Raw genomic sequence first — 17,279 nt, forward strand, 5'->3', positions numbered from 1 at the left:
ATGTTAGGAAAAATGAAAAAAAGCCGTCTTTCAGTCCTTGCACTTGCCCTGTCTGCGGCGTTGGCGGCAGGCAGTAGCATTGCAAAGGATACCAATGATCCCCATCAGATAATGCAAGCGAAAATAGAGCCTTTTGTAACAAGTGCGGTGTTAAAAGATTTCACCGTCGGTAAAGGCAGCCAGCTTTCGCTCAGTTCATTACGTTCTATTACGGGCAAAACTTCATTAGAATGGAATTGGCAAGCAGGGAGTAGCATTGTTTTTCATCGTGATTATTATGTGCCGACAGATGCAGAATCTTTCCAAGCTTTAGGGCGGAAAGCGACGCCGCTCTTTTCATTTTTTATTTATAATGAAACGCCGATTGATGATTATTTAGTTGTTGATTTAGGACAAGGGGTAACAGCATATAATTCGGGCGATGCGGGCTTGCGTGTTAAGCTAAATTTTAAAGGGTGGCGTGCAATAGGGGTTTCACTCAATAATGATATGGAATACCGTGAAATGCCTGGAGCAGGCACAGCAGGTGGAACACAAGACGGTAGTGGTACGGGGGGCGATGGCCCTGCTTTTTCTCTCGCACGTGGTATTGGAAGCAACATTGATTCCGTTCGCTTTACTGCACCAAGTGCGGTTAAAAAAGGACGCTTTTTTATCGACCATATTATGCTTTCCGTTGATGATGCACGTTATCAGTGGTCTGATTATCACGTTAAAACTCGCATCACTGAGCCTGAGGTAAAATATAAATATTCACCACTTCCAAACGTTTCTTCGGCACAATTACACCAAGATCTTAATACGGTTGAACAGCGTTTTAAACAGTTTTTATTAACGGAAAATGATCCTCGCTTTAAAGAAAATATCGATTTCAAAGCTCTCCAAAAAATCTTTACTTCATTTAATATTCAAAAGAATGCTGATGGGGTAATTACGGGGCGGCATGTGCTTACAGGCAAACAGAAAAACCGTTATCAAGTTAGGTATATGCGTGCTGAGGATAAAAAATACTTTGATGAGTACATTGATTTAGCTGATTATTCAACCTTAATGTATAACATCAGTCTTGCCTATAATAAGAGCCATAATAATAAAGAACGCCAGCAGTTGGCAAAAATGTATGTGTTACTAAGTGAGCATCTTATCGATCAAGGGTTCTATAAGGGCAGTGGGTTAATTACTACGCACCACTGGGGGTATAGTTCAAGATGGTGGTATTTATCGGCATTCCTGATGAAAGATGTGCTTGCTGATGCGGGATTGCAATCTACCATTTATGATACCCTTTTGTGGTATGCCAGAGAGTTTAAAGATAGTTTTGATATGGTACTGACGCCAGACAGCTCAGATTTGGATTACTACAATACCTTAGCTCGTCAGCATTTTGCGTTACTCTTTTTAGAGAACAATGTTGAAGAACGTGGACGTTTAATCTCGTCATTTGCAAATTATATCTCAGGTTCACTTTCGCAAACGGTTCCAGGGACAAAAGACGGGTTGCGACCAGATGGTACAGCTTGGCGGCATAATGGGAATTATCCAGGCTATTCTTTCCCTGCATTTCCTAATATGGCAGCCTTAGCGTATTTATTTAGTGGCACTGCCTTTGCGTTGAAGGACGCTGCCTATCAAAATTTGAAAAAAGCGTTAGTTTCTGCTTGGATCTATAGTAATCCATATACGGGGATCGCGTTGGGCGGACGTCACCCTTTTAAAACGGAATCGCTTTATACAATCGTTGATGCTTATCGTTGGCTTGCTTTAGCCAATAACGGTAAGGTCGATACAGAATTAGCCAGTATTTATTTGACGATTAGTGGGAAAACCGCAAAACAAAGTGCGGTGATTTTTAATCAAGAAATTTTACCCGCTAAATTGCCTCAAGGCTTTTGGGCATTTAATGGTGGGGCATTTGGTATCCATCGCTTTAATGACAAAATGGTTACACTGAAAACCTATAACAGTAATGTATGGTCATCAGAAATCTATTTTGAAGAAAATCGTTATGGTCGTTATCAAAGTAATGGATCGGCACAAATTCTTTCGCATAAAAAACCTGATGAACAAGGCTTTATCGAAAATGGTTGGGATTGGAATAGATTGCCTGGTACAACAGCCATTCATCTTTCATTAGATAAACTGAATAGCCCGATTGTACACACATTAATGTTAAGAGGCGAAACACCTTATAATGGTACTTCTTCTTTATTGCAAAAATATGGAATGATGGCATCTCATTTATTGTCCCCATCAAGACTTCAGCATTTTGATCCTAGTTTTACCGCGAAAAAAACCGTGCTTGCCGCAGATGATCATTTGATTATGGTAGGAACGGATATTCGTAGTGGAAATAACAATCAAAATGTTGAAACCACCTTGTTTCAGCTTTCTAATGTAAGTAGTGGTAATGCAATATTTAACGGAAAGAATGTAACAAGTGCGACACCGCAAAGTTTTAAAACTGGTGATTGGCTTATTGATGGTGATGGTAATGGCTATTTAATCACGAATGCCCCTCTCGGTTATGTGGTTAAACAGAAACAGCACTCTATACAGGGCGAACCTGATGTTCGCTATGTGGGAATGGAGCGGAAAAAAACAGAGGGTGTATTTAGCTCGGCGTGGCTGGATCACAGCAAGCAAGGGAATAATGCAGATTATGAATACCTTGTCGTGCTTGATGCAACGCCAAATAAAATGCAAACCCTTGCAAATGCGTTGAAAAAAGGTGAAAAACCTTATCATTTCCAAGCACAAAGCAATGCCCATATTGTGAAAGATAAACTTTCGGGGGTAAATGGCTATGCGTTCTATTCTTCGGGTAGTATTGACGATGATTTGGTAAGTTCGGTAAATATGCCTGCTATCGTAATGGCGAAACAGGAAGGCAACCAACTTACCCTCAGCGGTGTGACCACCAAGCTAAATATCGCCAATGAAAAACGCCCAAAACCTTTGTTGGTGAAAGTTAGCCTAAAAGGTGCGTGGAAAGTGAAACAATCGAATCCTAACGTAAAAGTTACTACTTCGGCGACAAATACAGAGGTGGTTTTCAGCAGTTTCTTTGGGATTCCGCAAGAAGTTATTTTGCAGAAGTAATGTTTGAGAAATAATCCTTGAAAAATAAACCGCACTTTATAAAGTGCGGTTTATTTTATGGGCTGTTTTTGCTTAAGACTAATTCGGTATATAATGGATTGGACTTTAAAAGAAAGTCTATCGATTAAGTCTGAAAGGAGTTTCTAATGAATATACATTCACTTTATAAAAAGCATAAAATATTTTTGTTTGTGACGGGTTTATTTGTTCCTGTTTCTTCTTTGGCAGTTAGTACGACATTAGATGGAACGCCCAAATATGGTGAAAAAAAACTTAGTATAGAAGGTAATTTTTGGATGAGTGGTAAGAATGTAAATCTAGGGGGAATGGGGGATACGCTAGTAAAACCGCAAGGAATTATTAGAGTAGATAATGCATTAAATACAAATAATATTGCACTTGAAGATGATCCAAATAATCAAGGAAAAAGAGGATCGCTGTATGTAACGCGTAGAGCTGGCACTCCAATTAAAATTAATGTTACAGGCAACTGGTTTGGCGAAAATGTAAAATCTGAGACTAATCCTACAACGCTTTATCTCGCCTCCCAATGGGAAACGGGTACGGATACAGAGACAAATACGGGTTTAACTTCAGATATGGTGACGATTGGGGGCAATGTATATGGTTATACTTTAGTTAAAGTAATAAAACCTCAAAGTAGTAACTATGAAGAACCCGATGCTTCTACAAACACCATTACCGACCCTAACAAAACCTTTTATGCTATTCAAGATGGTAAACCACTGATTACTATCGGTGGGAAGATCGAACATGAAAATTCTTTTTATGGTTTCCTTCCTTTAGCTGATGGAACACAAGTTCAGCTTGTGCCTTATGAAAAAGATGGTGTGAAAGGCTTTACTTGGGGATGGGTGAAAAATCCTAATAATGGTGGCACAGATAGTATTTCTGATGAAAATGCCACGATACGCACAAGTTATCATACACTACGTTTTGCGGCTAATGCACTTTCATCATCTTGGCGTGAACGTGAGGGGGAAGCGTATCGGATTAGTGAGTCTGAGCAACGCCCTGTTTACCTGAGAGTTCTCCACGCACGGCAAAAATTTAGCGATAATCAGCAATTAGAGGTTTCAAATAAAGTGTCGGGTATTGAAATGGGAATTGGCTTATCTCATAAGCCAGGCACAACAGCGAAAACCTACACAGAAGATACAAAACTGATTTTGGGGTATGCGAATTTTCATTCAATATCTTATGATAATGCGCATATTGCAATGAATATTCAACCCGCTGGGGGGGGGGTATGTACTCACTTCCAAACAAACGGGTGATACGCGGGGGAATTTAAAACAGTTTGGCTTTTCTCACACAGCTTATAACCCAAATACAGGAAATTATTTTGATACTGTGGTGCGTTATTTATGGGGAAATCTAAATAACTCAACAGAAAATAGCTCTGCTCGCACTCACGTTAAAGGTTGGGGAGCGTCTTTCGAAACAGGTACTATCCTTGTTCAAAACCAACATCTTGCCTTATTTAGTGATGTTCAACTCACTTATCAGCAACTTCATACCAACGGTTATAAAATGGATGTGGTTAATGTTGCCTCCAATGTTGATAGAAGTTTCATTGGACGACTAGCACTGCGTATCGCCCCTGCATTGCACACAGCACGAACACTTTCGCCTTATCTCACAGTGAATTTTTCTCACGAATTTTTACCAACACAAAAAATTGATTTCGGTGAGAAACGTTGGGATAGCACTTGGCAGAAAAATTGGATAACGCTGGGTGTTGGTGCGACGCATCAACTTAATCAAAATCTGTATTGGTATGGCTCTGTAGATTATGCCAAAAATTTAACCTCAAATTCTTCTTATTCGGTAAAAGGGAATTTAGGTATTGAATATCGATTTTAAGAGCAAAAATGACCGCACTTTATAACGTGCGGTCTAAACGCTATTGAAAGATCCCAAAATTGGGATCTTTTATTTCTTTAAGATATTATTCCAATACTTTCCACGTGCGATAACCATAAATTGCAATGGCGACAAAGCAGATAAGTGGGAGGACGAAAGAGGCATTTACTGCGGGCATTCCAAAAATTTCGCCTTGGTCAATAAGAATGCCTTGCAATGGTGGCATTAACGCACCGCCGACAATCGCCATTACCAAGCCCGCTGCGCCTAAAGTGGCTTCTTCTTTTAAGCCATAAAGTGCAATGCCATAAATGGTTGGGAACATTAGGGACATAAAGGCTGAAGTGAGAATTAAGCAATATAACCCTCCCACGCCGTCAATAAAGATCACGCCAAGAATGCTGAAAAATCCACCTAAAGCAAACAGGAATAGCATTAATTCTGCTTTGAGATATTTCATAATGCTGGTGCTAATAAAACGGCTGACGATGAAAATACCCATTGCGATAATGTTATAATTTTGGGCTTCTGCTTTGGTGAAGCCTAAGCGTTCGGCATATTGGATAATGAATGTCCAGCACATAATTTGTACACCCACATAGAACACTTGTGCAATCACCCCTTCGCGATATTTGGCTTTTGCAATTAAGCGATTGAAAGCTTCACGGAAAGAGAGTTTAGTGCCTTGTTCCATTTTGGTGGCGGGCATTTTGTATAAACCAATCACCAGCATTATGACCACGACAACCAACCCTACCACTAAATAAGGATTGCGGATAATTTCGAGATCGTGGGTACGCACGGCGGCTTTTTCGGCGGCGGATAAGGTGTTAAAAATCAAATCGCCTGCCGCATCACGTTTGTCTGATTCTAAATTGACTAACACAATTTGCGAGGCAACGAACATTCCCGTAATTGAGCCGAGCGGATTAAAAGATTGGGCTAAATTTAAACGGCGTGTGGCAGTTTGTGGATCGCCCATTGATAAAATATAAGGATTGGCAGTGGTTTCTAAGAACGCCAAGCCAAAGGTTAAGATATAGAGCGAGAATAAAAAGAAGGTAAATTGTTCATAGCGTGCGGCAGGATAGAATAAAAATGCACCGACTGCATAAAGGGCTAAACCCAGTAATACCCCCGATTTATAGTTATAACGGCTAACAAATAATGCGGCAGGAATTGCCATTGTGCCGTAACCACCATAGAAAGCAAACTGCACTAATGCCGCTTCTGAAGCAGGAATTTCCATTACTGTTTGGAATACGGCAACCATTGGGTTGGTGATGTCATTGGCAAATCCCCATAGTGCAAATAATGTCGTGATTAAAATGAAGGGGACGACAAATTGTTTTTCAAGAATTTTAGCACTCATAATGTTCTCCTTGTGTGAGAAACAAACTCATTGCATTTTCAAAACAACCGATAGAAAAATGAGCTTATTTAATTAACTATTCTTCAATACGTAATCCATAAGATTTAAATTTTTCTAACACTTCTGCCATTTGCGTTTCTGATAAAAGCGGAATGTCAAGGCCTGTTGCGAGCAATTTCATATACCACTGTGCCAATACTTCCACTTCGTGTGCGAGCCAAAGTGCTTTATCAAGATTTTGTTCTGCAGCAATTAAACCGTGATGAGCGAGTAAAATTGCTTTTGAGGTTTTAATGCCTTGTGCCACATATTCCGCCAATTGGTGTGTACCGAATGTGGCATAAGGGACACAAGGAATATGATCTGTCCCGCCAACAGCAATCATATAATGGAAAGGGGGAATGGGTTTTTCGAGAATTGAAACGGCAGCACAATTCACCGCGTGATTATGCACCACGGCATTAACATCAGAGCGAGCTTGATATACCGCTAAATGGAAATGCCATTCGCTGGAAGGTAATTTTCCTTTTTCATAATGGCCTTGTTTATCCACATAAACAATACTGTCTGGTGTCATTTGTTCGTAAGGCGTTCCCGTGGGGGTAATTAACATTCCGTCTTGATAACGAACGCTAACGTTGCCGGCGGTGCCTTGATTTAAACCTAATCTCGTCATTTCAAGGCAAGTATCAATAATTTTTTGTGAGAGCTGTTGTCTGTTCATTTTTATTTCCTTACTACTATTGGATCGAAATCGGGGTAACCCCTTTTTTCAAAATAATATTGCCGTATTTGGCACATTCCCCTGTTACCACAATGGCATAGGCTTGCTTCGCACGCTCATAAAAATCAAAACGATCGATACGGCTTAATTTAGGCAAATTTTGCACCGCACTTTGGTTTTCTGATGCCTGTGCGATCGCATTGAGATAACGCATTTCTACGTTGGGATCGAGGCTGTCGCCACTGACCGCCTGCATCATAATGAGCGGGGCGTCCACATAAGCATCAAACTCAAACAACGGCGTGATGCCACTTAGCAAGGTGGCAATGCCAACACCGTCTGCTCGAAGCACGCGTGAATGCAGTTGATGAGCGGGAAAGTGAGCATCAGTGAGAACGATTTCATCGCCGTGCCCCATTTCGGCAAGGATTTTTAATAAGTCTGGTGAAAGACTGGGGTGAATACCTTTTAACATTGCAAATCCTCCCTATGTTGTTGGTAAAGCTGTTGATAAAGTGCGGTGTGATTTGAAGGCAAAATTCGCTGTTTGCGGGGTTGCATTTGTTGTTGAGCTTGTACCACGTTGTCATACACACCAACGCCTGCGAGAGTAAACATCGCTGCTCCTAACACTGTACTTTCCGCTACGTCCACCACATCTATAGGCAGATTTAATACATCGGCACGAATCTGATTCCACAAGGCATTTTAGAACCGCCACCGACACAAATTAGGCTTTCAGCGTTGAAATGGCTAACTTGTTGCAAAATGTCCAAACCCGCTTTCAGGCGATAGGCGAGATGTTCCAACACCGCACGATAAATTTCCCCTCGCTGACTGTGCATTGAAAGCCCCGAAATTTGCCCGAAGCCTTGCCCGTTATCCGCAGGGTTAAACTTGCCACTAAAGCGAATGCCTTGTGATCCCACGGGTGCAACCTCCGCCTCATTCATCATCGTGGTGTAATATTGTGCTGATCCTCTGACATCGGCAAAAAAGGTTTTTCCCACCCATTCCAACACGCCAGAACCGAGCCATTGCACCGCGGGATTAAAACAAAATGGCAGGGCATCAAATTCTGTGGTTAGCCCTTGAGCGATAAATTCAAAGCGGGGATTGGCTTGTTCGGTGCGAGCCATTAGGATTTCCCAAGTGCCAGAACTGAGAACGGGTTGATTAATGCCAGCCCCTGAACCAAATACCGCAAATTGGGTATCGTGTCCGCAGGAAATCACAGGGATTGGATTTAAGCCCAACTGCTGACAAAGTGCGGTGCTTAAATTGCCGATTTTTTCCCCTGCATTGACCATTGGCGGAAAATGCGAGGTTTGTAACCCCAGCACCTTCAGCACTTCGCTATCCCAAGTTTGGCTTTGCAGATCCGTCATCATTGATGTGCCTGCCATTGTGCGATCGGTGCTGAACACGCCCGTTAAACGCTGGGTAATCATTGAGGAAATGAACAGGAATTTGTCCATTTGTTGAAAAATGTCTGGCTCGTTTTCTTTCAACCACAGTAGCTTAAACAGCGTGTTGAAGCTATATTGTCCTATACCGTTGCGTTGATAGAGGGATTGCTCATCAAGGTAGTGCGACAGCCGTTCCATTACGGGAATGGTGCGAGGGCATTGCCACGAAATAATGGGATATAGCGGTTTGCCTTGTGCGTCAAAAGCCGTGCCGTCCACGCCAAAGGTGGTGACGCCAATGCCGACAACCTCCGCTAAAGAATGGGATTGTTTTAGCTGAGTTAAGGTTTGCTCGGCACAAAAGAGCAATTTTTGCCAGATTTCGTCCATATCCCAAATGTAAAAATGCGGATAGTGCGGATCGGGCTGGGTGCGATTGGGTTGGTGATGAGCGGCTAACATTTTTCCATTTTGATCTATCGCAATGGTGCGTAAATTGGTTGCCCCGCAATCAAAAATCAGTGCGATTGTCATAGAACCTCCTTAAAAGTGCGGTCAAAAAACACCGCACTTTTTTCTTCAGGATTATTTGTAAAGCGGTCCAAAGTTGGCACAAGCACGGTAATCTTGCCCTTCTTTGTCTTGTCCGAAGCCATTCCACGCACTTGGGCGGAAAATATTTTTCTCTTCCACATTGTGCATACACACAGGAATACGCAACATTGAAGCCAACGTGATGAGATCTGCACCGATATGCCCGTAAGTGGCGACGCAGTGGTTCGCACCCCAATTTGCCATTACGGAATACACATCGGTAAACGCCCCCGTTCCCGTTAAACGAGGCATAAACCAAGTGCAAGGCCAAGTTTCATTGGTGCGTTGCATTAGGGTTTGGTGAACCTCCTCAGGCAGATCAATCGACCAGCCTTCGGCAATTTGTAGTACTGGGCCAATGCCTCGAATGAGATTCAAGCGGTGCATTGTAAACGGCATTCCGCCTTTGGTGAGAAATTGTGAGGAATAGCCACCGCCACGGAAATACTCATATATAGCTGGACACCAGCGGGTGTTTTCTACACAGCGTTTGCCGTCTTCTTCGCTAACCTCCCAAACAGGTTTGATCACAGGATTGCCTTGTGCATCGGTATGTTGCCCTGTGCCGTCAAGTGCTGCCGATCCTGAATTGATCAAATGGATAAAACCGCTTTCAGGGCGGAAGCCAGTAGCACGCTCTACCGCTTCTTCACTCCAATAAGTACGAACATCGGCGAAGATTTGGGCTTGCCCTGTAAGCTGGTTGCCAAGTAGCATACATACGCCGTTGAGTGAGTCGTTTTCGGTGGCGAGGATATAAGGTGGACGCACGCCGTTCCAGTCATAAGTAGAGTTGAGGATCGCTTCCATAAAATCCCCATTTGGCATATGATCTGTCCAGTGGCGTTGCCCTTGGAAACCTGCGGCAATGGCATTATGCCCGAGGGCTTCTTCGCCATAATTCAAGGTGGCAAGTTTTTCATTGCCTACCATTAAATCACGGGTGATGATCGTCATTTTCACCACAGTTTCCCACAACTTCGCTTTTTGTTCAGGGCTGTCTTGCTGATCAGGATGGTTCACATCAACGCCTTCCTTGCAATAGTCTTTCACCCACTGTAATGCCAATGCCACTTCTTCCTCATCATAGATTTTGCGATCAAGACGGCGTTTGATTTCGCTCATATCCACATATTCATTGCGCATTCCTAAATATTCTTGGAAGAATTTTTGATCCACGATAGAGCCCGCAATTCCCATAGAAACAGAACCGATAGAAAGATAGGATTTACCGCGAATGGTCGCCACAGTCAGTGCGGCGCGAGCAAAGCGTAGGAGTTTTTCTTTAACGTCTTCCGGAATACTGGTATCAGAGGCTTCTTGCACTTCTGTGCCATAAATAGAAAAGGCAGGTAAGCCCATTTGTGAATGCCCTGCCAACGCGGCAGCAAGATAAACCGCCCCTGGACGTTCTGTGCCGTTAAAGCCCCAAATCGCTTTTGGCATATGTGGATCCATATCAATGGTTTCCGAGCCATAGCACCAGCAAGGGGTTACAGTGATCACCGCTCCCACATTCGCCAGTTTAAATTTCTCCGCACAGGCGGCGGCTTCCGTTACGCCACCAATGCAACTATCCGCAATCACGCATTCCACAAATGAGCCATCGGAATGGCGGATATGGCTTTCAAGCAACTGAGCGACCGATTTTGCCATCGCCATTGTTTGATCTTCTAACGATTCACGCACGCCCATACGGCGACCATCAATGGTTGGGCGGATACCGATTTTAATCGGTGAGGATTTGAATACAGTCATTTTGTTTCCCCCTTTCTTGGTTGAAAAATATCGTCGTTTGATTTCAAAATAATACGGCGTTAGTTTGCCTTGCTGTACTGCCTATGGAGCAAAGTTTTGTCTTACGTTGAATTGAAACGACTATATGGCAGATTTCAAACAGCATTTTGTTTTCTTCTTAGATTGAGCATATCAACGACAAAATAAGTGGTAGAAAAGCAAAATGGTTTGGTAATCGAAATTGCACTAGATTTATTTTTCAGTAGATGGGAAAAAATGAACAGCTTTTTAGAAATCTTATGTCATTTTTGCGAAAGAGATCACAAAAAATGCCCGATTCAGGGAAGTTAAAATGCCCGTTTTTGGTATTAAAAACAAAATCGGGCATTAAAACGAAAAAGTGCGGTCAAAAAGCAAGGTGAATTTCTTGCTCTTTACAATAGTTTTGTAAACCTTCATTTGGGGCTTGATCAGTAAATAAAATATCCAGTTGAGAAAGCTCACCGAGTTTGATTAAATTTTTCCGCTCAAATTTAGAGCTATCAAGCAGTAAAAATTTCTGCCCAGAGGCGTCGATCATTTTGCGTTTAATAGACGCGTTCAGCTCGTTGGATTCCCAAATGCCACCATTGCTATCAATGCCAGTACAAGAAAACACGCAAAGATCAATATGCAAGCGGAGCAATAATTGCTCAGAGAGCGGCCCATAAAAAGCGGCATATTTGGCGGAATAAACTCCACCAGTGGCAATGGTTTTTACATTGGGTTTATTAACTAAGGCATTGATATTGTGCATAGAATTGGTTACCACGGTGCAAGGAATATCGGGAATAAGCTGAGCAAAATGCCAGCTACTGGAACTGGCATCAAGCCCGATCACCGCCCCTTCAAACACATATTCTACCGCTTGTTGTGCGATGTATTTTTTCGCTTCAGAATTTAACCGTTGTCTTGCTTGAAAGGAACGCCCAATGTCTTTAGACTGGCAACTCATCGCCCCGCCGTGAACGCGATGCAATAAGCCTTTTTGATTTAACGCTCGCAGATCACGGCGAATGGTTTCGACCGATACACCAAATTGCTCGGCAAGGGCATTGACATTCACTTTTCCAGACGCATTCACTAGCTGTAAAATTTGCGATGTTCTACTTGGCATTTTTCCTCCAAACGGTCAAAACAGGCATTAAACCCACAAAAATTTAATAGCCATTTCCTTGCACTTTCTCCCCCTGCACAATCGCAACCCCCGCACTTACGCCTAATCGGGTTGCTCCTGCTTCAAGCATTGCCAGTGCGGTGGCCGTGTCGCGAATGCCACCAGAGGCTTTCACTTCTACCGCATCGCCAACGGTTTGTTTCATCAAGGCGACATCTTCAACGGTTGCCCCGCCTTTGTTAAACCCAGTGGAGGTTTTGACAAAGGCAACGCCCAGTTTTTTACAGATTTCACAGGCTTTCACGATCTCTTCTTTGCTGAGCAGGCAGGTTTCTAAAATTACTTTTAGGGTTTTGCCTTGACAGGCGGTAAGCACTTCGGCGATGTCTTGCTCTACGGCTTGCCATTGTTGTGCTTTCACAAGCCCCACATTAATCACCATATCAATTTCATCAGCCCCTTGCTTAATGGCTTCTGAGGCTTCAAAGGCTTTGACACTGCTCAAATTCGCTCCAAGCGGAAAGCCAACAACAGTGCAAATTTTCACCGCACTTTGTGCGAGGGCTTGCTTAGCAAGCGGAATGTAGGCGGAATTAATGCACACGGAGCAAAATTGATGTGTCATCGCTTCTTGGCACAAGTTTAGAATATCTTGCGGGGTTTTCTCCGCCGTGAGGGCGGTGTGATCAATGTATTTCGCGATCTCTTTGGCTTGCATAGGCTCTCCTTCATCATTAGTCAATTTGGGCTATATCATAACCTAAAAGGGGGAACAGGGGAGAAATTTCTTTAGCCCTTACCGCGAAAATCCTTTAGAATACGCCCTAATATTGATTGTTAAATGAGGATTGAAAAATGATTATTGTAACAGGTGGTGCAGGCTTTATTGGAAGCAACATTGTCAAAGCGTTGAACGAAATGGGACGCACGGATATTGTAGTGGTGGACGATTTAAAAGACGGCACGAAATTTGTGAACCTAGTGGATTTGGATATTGCGGATTATTGCGATAAAGATGATTTCATCGCGTCCATTATGGCAGGCGATGATTTAGGCGATATTGATGTGATCTTCCACGAGGGGGCGTGTTCTGCCACCACGGAATGGGACGGCAAATTCGTGATGGAAAACAATTATGAATATTCCAAAGAGTTATTACATTATTGTTTAGATCGCCAAATCCCTTTCTATTATGCCTCCAGTGCCGCCACCTACGGCGACAGCGATACCTTTGTAGAAGCGCGTGAGTTTGAAAAACCGTTGAATGTGTATGGCTACTCAAAATTCTTGTTCGATGAATATGTGCGTAAGATTTTACCTGAGGCACAATCGCCCGTCTGTGGTTTCAAATATTTCAATGTGTACGGGCCAAGAGAGCAGCACAAAGGCAGTATGGCGAGCGTGGCATTCCACCTCAACAATCAAATTTTGAAAGGGGAAAACCCAAAATTGTTCGCAGGCAGCGAGCATTTCTTGCGTGATTTTGTCTATGTTGGCGATGTGGCAGCGGTAAATATCTGGTGCTGGCAACAGGGCATTTCGGGCATTTACAACTGTGGAACGGGCAAAGCGGAAAGTTTCGAGGCGGTAGCACAAGCGGTATTGAAATTCCACGGCAAGGGGCAAATTGAAACCATTCCATTCCCAGAGCATTTAAAAAGCCGTTACCAAGAATACACCCAAGCGGATCTCACCAAACTGCGCGCCACAGGTTATGACAAGCCATTCAAAAACGTCGCCGAAGGCGTGGCGGAATATATGGCGTGGTTGAATAAATAACTTGATTACGGGCTGACACATAGGTCAGCCCCTACGATAGTTAAAGTATTCTACGGCTTGATATTGAATATTTTTAGTGGATAAATATGAGGTGAAAAGTAGCTTGTAGAGGAGAAGTAACTCTACTCTCTCTATAATTCCATTATGGTGGTATTCGTAATGGGATTTTCTTTTACCTATATTCTAATGTAAAGGGCAAATATAGATGTCCATCTAGAATCAACACGATTTTTAGCAGTAAGAGCTATCAAAATGTTTTCTACACTTTATGTAATTAAATATAGGCTGGATTAGAAAATGTCAAAATTAATAAGAAAGGTAGAAGATACTATGGGAATAATTTCATTATTTGGTAACATACCGATGTTTGAAATCTAATTAATCTCTTTTCTTATAAAAAAAGACCTAGCATTCAGCTAAGTCATCTTGTAATAAGTTTAATATCTACGACTACCTACGTAGAAGTTGAAAGAAAAAATTTGAATAATCTTATAAGATATTCATAGAAAAATTAATTATCTTCTTGTATCACAACCTGGTAAACTACGATCTATCACTTGTGTACCTTCAGCAATAAATTTTACACTAAAAAATCCGGGTTCTAGAGAAATAACTACATCGGAAAGAGCAACAGCACATCTGTCTTTTTCAATAGCTCTATCTACTGCATTTTTTAGATAGGCAATTCCAGATGATTGATCTTCTCCTTTTACTCTTTCTCCGAGAACTAATTTCCCAGAACTAAGATTAACATTTTTTGTACTAGCAAGAGTAAAATCAGCCATTCGCTGAGTAACACAAGCACTCAACATTAAGGAACTGACAATAACAAAAATAGATTTGGAAATAAGTTTCATCATTAAACCTCATAAAATATATGTTAAAATATTTTTTATTATTGATGAATAAGTCCTATTTATCCACACACATATCCGTATAATATACAATTAATAAAGATATTGACAAAAACAATGAATGGTGATTTATGAACGTGAAAGATAAAATAAAATTTAGAAGAGAAGCCAATAAATGGACCCAGGAAGAAATGGCTAATCGGCTACATATGTCAACCAATAATTATGCGAAATTAGAACGTGGAGAGACTAAACTTAGCCTACATCGTTTGGAGCAAATTGCTAATATTTTTAATATTGATATTATTGAATTGATGAATTCTGGAGAAAAAAATGTCACTTTTTTAATGAATGATCATAATACAAATTACTACGGTGGCTCAGAAAAACAAATACAAGAAAATGAAAAATTGCAATTAATTATTGCTCATCAAAAAGAATTACTATCTCAAAAAGATAATGAAATTAATGCTCTAAAATCACTGATTGAATTATTACAAAAAAATAATAGAGATAAACCTTGAACTATTTAGTAATTCATCTAGTTAGGTTACTCTATTGCTTTAATTAAGAAAAAAGTGCATTATGATTTGTGCTTTTTATTTCCTACTAAGCACTCTATATATTAAACAAACCCAAATGAATATCTTAATAATCGGCCCATCTTGGGTTGGCGATATGATGATGTCGCACAGTTTATACCAATGCTTAAAACAGCAATATCCTGATTGCCAAATTGATGTGCTTGCGCCAAATTGGTGTAAACCTTTGCTGGATAGAATGCCAGAGGTGCGTCAGGCGCTCACAATGCCGATTGGGCACGGTACCTTTGGTTTAAGCCAGCGTTATCAAATTGGAAAAACATTGAGAAATCAATATGATATGGCGATTGTGTTGCCAAATTCACTCAAATCGGCTTTTATTCCGCTGTTTGCTAAAATCCCGCTTCGCCGTGGTTGGAAAGGGGAGAGCCGTTATTTTTTCCTTAATGATCTGCGGAAGAATAAAGCGGATTATCCAATGATGGTGCAACGTTATGTGGCATTGGCATATGAAAAAAATGCTGTGCCGACCGCAGAGCAAATGAACATTCCTTACCCTTATCTACAAGTGAATGAGGCAGAAATCGAGCAAACCAAAAGCCATTTTCACGCTCAGCTTGCTCAGGCGGAAAATCGCTCCGCGGTGGGTTTCTGCCCAGGGGCTGAATTTGGTCCTGCGAAGCGTTGGCCGCATTATCATTATGCGACGCTTGCTCAGCATCTCATCGAACAAGGCTATAGCATTCGCATTTTTGGTTCGGCGAAAGATGAAGCCGTGGGTGAGGAAATCCGTGCGAGCTTGCCCGTGCCTTTGCAGCCTTATTGCTTAAATTTAGCAGGGCAAACCACGCTCAATCAAGCGGTGGATTTAATCGCGGATTGTCAAGGCATTGTAACCAATGATAGCGGATTAATGCACGTTGCCGCCGCGGTACAGCGTCCGTTGGTGGCACTTTATGGCCCAACTAGCCCGCAATATACGCCACCGCTGGCAAAAGACGCGGTGATTATCCGCTTACAACAGGGCGGTTTAGAAAAAATCCGCAAGGGCAAAGACAGTGCGGAGGGCTATTATCAAAGCCTAATCGACATCACCCCTGCGATGGTAATGGAAAAATTGCACCAAATTTTGACCGCACTTTAAGGGGGCGAAAGGGGAATTATGCGAATTTGCTTGGTGAAAACCTCTTCAATGGGTGATGTGATTCACGTGCTGCCAGCATTGACGGACGCTCAAAAGGCATTTCCTGATTTGCAGGTGGATTGGGTGGTGGAAGAAAATTTCGCAGAAATTCCCACTTGGCATTCGGCGGTCAATCAGGTGATCCCCATCGCTATACGCCGTTGGCGTAAGCAATTATGGCAGGGGAAAGCGTGGCAGGAATGGCTGGCTTATCGTCAATTATTGCAACAAAATCAATATGATGCAGTGATTGATGCACAAGGTTTGGTAAAAAGTGCTTTGTTCGCCGCCCGCCTCGCCAAAGGGGAAAAATATGGCTATGACAAACATTGTGCGAGAGAACCCCTTGCCGCGTGGTTTTATGATCATCGTTTTTCCATTGATTATCATCAGCACGCCGTTGAACGTATTCGTCAGTTATTTGCTCTTTCGCTTGGCTACCCCGTGCCGCAAACGCAGGGAGATTATGGCATTGCACATCATTTTTCTCAGTCGTTTTCTAGGAAAAAAATAAGCCCGCCTTATCTTGTCTTTATTCACGCCACCACGCGAGCGGATAAGCATTGGCGAAATGAAGAATGGAAAAAACTTGCCCGAGAAACGACCGCACTTGGCTTTGCCGTGCATTTGCCTTGGGGCAATAAAAAAGAAAAGCAATCCGCTGAGTGGATCGCTCAAGGCATTGAAAATGCAGTGGTTTTACCTAAGCTATCCCTCACCGAACTAGCCCAACATATCGCCAATGCCCAAGCGGTAGTTTCCGTAGATACAGGATTGGCACATCTCACCGCTGCGTTGGATAAACCCAATATCACCCTTTACGGCGCGACCAACCCTGATTTAATCGGCACTTATGGGAAAAATCAATTCCACTTGCAAGCCGCAACAATGGCACAGATTTCTGCCGAAGCGGTATTGCAACGCTTACGCCCTTTGCTTTAAT

Annotated in this window: 14 protein-coding genes and 1 pseudogene; 7 read left to right on the forward strand and 8 right to left on the reverse strand. The window is 42.3% G+C overall.

Features of this window, described 5'->3' with window-relative positions:
• The 3 genes from HBL79_RS11885 (at nucleotide 1) to HBL79_RS11895 (ending at nucleotide 4,986) form a co-directional block, all read left to right on the forward strand.
• The gene (locus HBL79_RS11885; protein WP_199735586.1) at nucleotides 1-3,099 is read left to right on the forward strand and encodes a chondroitinase family polysaccharide lyase; all 3,099 of its coding nucleotides are present in this window, start codon (nucleotides 1-3) and stop codon (nucleotides 3,097-3,099) included.
• A gap of 146 nt (nucleotides 3,100-3,245) precedes the next feature.
• Nucleotides 3,246-4,397, forward strand: coding sequence for a hypothetical protein (locus HBL79_RS11890; protein ID WP_035687489.1), 1,152 nt, complete (start codon nucleotides 3,246-3,248; stop codon nucleotides 4,395-4,397).
• Nucleotides 4,357-4,986, forward strand: a complete 630-nt coding sequence (locus HBL79_RS11895; RefSeq protein ID WP_228518226.1) for an autotransporter outer membrane beta-barrel domain-containing protein — start codon at nucleotides 4,357-4,359, stop codon at nucleotides 4,984-4,986. The genes HBL79_RS11890 and HBL79_RS11895 overlap by 41 nt, the downstream gene beginning before the upstream one ends.
• 85 nt (nucleotides 4,987-5,071) lie before the next feature.
• Here the strand turns inward: HBL79_RS11895 and fucP are convergent, their stop codons facing one another.
• From fucP to deoC, 7 genes and pseudogenes are all read right to left on the reverse strand, one after another.
• Nucleotides 5,072-6,358: an L-fucose:H+ symporter permease gene (fucP, locus tag HBL79_RS11900; RefSeq protein ID WP_017805186.1), complete on the reverse strand. Its 1,287-nt coding sequence runs from the start codon at nucleotides 6,356-6,358 to the stop codon at nucleotides 5,072-5,074.
• Nucleotides 6,359-6,434: 76 nt separating this feature from the next.
• Nucleotides 6,435-7,082, reverse strand: coding sequence for an L-fuculose-phosphate aldolase (gene fucA, locus HBL79_RS11905; protein ID WP_035687485.1), 648 nt, complete (start codon nucleotides 7,080-7,082; stop codon nucleotides 6,435-6,437).
• Nucleotides 7,083-7,098: 16 nt separating this feature from the next.
• Complete coding sequence (fucU, locus tag HBL79_RS11910) at nucleotides 7,099-7,557, reverse strand: L-fucose mutarotase (protein WP_035687483.1); 459 nt, start codon at nucleotides 7,555-7,557, stop codon at nucleotides 7,099-7,101.
• A pseudogene (gene fucK / locus HBL79_RS11915) lies at nucleotides 7,551-9,025 on the reverse strand (L-fuculokinase). Before fucK ends, fucU begins: the two are co-directional and overlap by 7 nt.
• 51 nt (nucleotides 9,026-9,076) lie before the next feature.
• The gene (gene fucI / locus HBL79_RS11920; protein WP_035687477.1) at nucleotides 9,077-10,843 is read right to left on the reverse strand and encodes an L-fucose isomerase; all 1,767 of its coding nucleotides are present in this window, start codon (nucleotides 10,841-10,843) and stop codon (nucleotides 9,077-9,079) included.
• A 385-nt stretch (nucleotides 10,844-11,228) separates the two neighbouring features.
• Nucleotides 11,229-11,978: a DeoR/GlpR family DNA-binding transcription regulator gene (locus HBL79_RS11925; RefSeq protein WP_035687474.1), complete on the reverse strand. Its 750-nt coding sequence runs from the start codon at nucleotides 11,976-11,978 to the stop codon at nucleotides 11,229-11,231.
• 43 nt (nucleotides 11,979-12,021) lie between these two features.
• Entirely contained in the window at nucleotides 12,022-12,696 is a 675-nt protein-coding gene (gene deoC / locus HBL79_RS11930) for a deoxyribose-phosphate aldolase (protein ID WP_035687471.1), read from the reverse strand.
• Nucleotides 12,697-12,833: 137 nt separating this feature from the next.
• Between deoC and rfaD the strand changes: the two genes are divergently transcribed.
• Nucleotides 12,834-13,757 carry an ADP-glyceromanno-heptose 6-epimerase gene (rfaD, locus tag HBL79_RS11935; protein ID WP_035687469.1) on the forward strand — a complete coding sequence of 308 codons (924 nt, stop codon included), beginning with the start codon at nucleotides 12,834-12,836 and terminating at the stop codon, nucleotides 13,755-13,757.
• 515 nt (nucleotides 13,758-14,272) lie between these two features.
• Here the strand turns inward: rfaD and HBL79_RS11940 are convergent.
• A complete protein-coding gene (locus tag HBL79_RS11940) occupies nucleotides 14,273-14,617 on the reverse strand; it encodes a hypothetical protein (protein WP_199735588.1) in 345 nt (114 codons plus the stop codon).
• Between the two features lie 125 nt (nucleotides 14,618-14,742).
• Here HBL79_RS11940 and HBL79_RS11945 point away from each other — a divergent pair, with 125 nt between their 5' ends.
• The 3 genes from HBL79_RS11945 to rfaC all read left to right on the forward strand — a co-directional run bounded on the left by HBL79_RS11945 (nucleotide 14,743) and on the right by rfaC (nucleotide 17,278).
• On the forward strand, nucleotides 14,743-15,135 hold the full coding sequence (locus HBL79_RS11945) for a helix-turn-helix domain-containing protein (RefSeq protein WP_035687465.1): 393 nt from the start codon (nucleotides 14,743-14,745) through the stop codon (nucleotides 15,133-15,135).
• Nucleotides 15,136-15,250: 115 nt separating this feature from the next.
• Nucleotides 15,251-16,297 carry a lipopolysaccharide heptosyltransferase II gene (gene waaF / locus HBL79_RS11950; RefSeq protein ID WP_035687516.1) on the forward strand — a complete coding sequence of 349 codons (1,047 nt, stop codon included), beginning with the start codon at nucleotides 15,251-15,253 and terminating at the stop codon, nucleotides 16,295-16,297.
• Nucleotides 16,298-16,315: 18 nt separating this feature from the next.
• Nucleotides 16,316-17,278, forward strand: a complete 963-nt coding sequence (gene rfaC / locus HBL79_RS11955) for a lipopolysaccharide heptosyltransferase RfaC (RefSeq protein WP_035687462.1) — start codon at nucleotides 16,316-16,318, stop codon at nucleotides 17,276-17,278.
• Nucleotide 17,279: the final 1 nt, after the last annotated feature.

Origin of the sequence: Avibacterium paragallinarum (assembly GCF_011765605.1) — a bacterium.
Classification (GTDB): domain Bacteria; phylum Pseudomonadota; class Gammaproteobacteria; order Enterobacterales; family Pasteurellaceae; genus Avibacterium; species Avibacterium paragallinarum.

What these genes read in the sequence shown, in the direction of transcription:
- rfaD (WP_035687469.1), top strand. Translation starts at nt 12,834, where the DNA reads ATGATTATTGTAACAGGTGGTGCAGGCTTTATTGGAAGCAACATTGTC.
- fucI (WP_035687477.1), bottom strand. Translation starts at nt 10,843, where the DNA reads ATGACTGTATTCAAATCCTCACCGATTAAAATCGGTATCCGCCCAACC.
- rfaC (WP_035687462.1), top strand. Translation starts at nt 16,316, where the DNA reads ATGCGAATTTGCTTGGTGAAAACCTCTTCAATGGGTGATGTGATTCAC.
- fucU (WP_035687483.1), bottom strand. Translation starts at nt 7,557, where the DNA reads ATGTTAAAAGGTATTCACCCCAGTCTTTCACCAGACTTATTAAAAATC.
- HBL79_RS11890 (WP_035687489.1), top strand. Translation starts at nt 3,246, where the DNA reads ATGAATATACATTCACTTTATAAAAAGCATAAAATATTTTTGTTTGTG.
- waaF (WP_035687516.1), top strand. Translation starts at nt 15,251, where the DNA reads ATGAATATCTTAATAATCGGCCCATCTTGGGTTGGCGATATGATGATG.
- deoC (WP_035687471.1), bottom strand. Translation starts at nt 12,696, where the DNA reads ATGCAAGCCAAAGAGATCGCGAAATACATTGATCACACCGCCCTCACG.
- HBL79_RS11945 (WP_035687465.1), top strand. Translation starts at nt 14,743, where the DNA reads ATGAACGTGAAAGATAAAATAAAATTTAGAAGAGAAGCCAATAAATGG.
- HBL79_RS11885 (WP_199735586.1), top strand. Translation starts at nt 1, where the DNA reads ATGTTAGGAAAAATGAAAAAAAGCCGTCTTTCAGTCCTTGCACTTGCC.
- HBL79_RS11940 (WP_199735588.1), bottom strand. Translation starts at nt 14,617, where the DNA reads ATGATGAAACTTATTTCCAAATCTATTTTTGTTATTGTCAGTTCCTTA.
- HBL79_RS11925 (WP_035687474.1), bottom strand. Translation starts at nt 11,978, where the DNA reads ATGCCAAGTAGAACATCGCAAATTTTACAGCTAGTGAATGCGTCTGGA.
- fucA (WP_035687485.1), bottom strand. Translation starts at nt 7,082, where the DNA reads ATGAACAGACAACAGCTCTCACAAAAAATTATTGATACTTGCCTTGAA.
- fucP (WP_017805186.1), bottom strand. Translation starts at nt 6,358, where the DNA reads ATGAGTGCTAAAATTCTTGAAAAACAATTTGTCGTCCCCTTCATTTTA.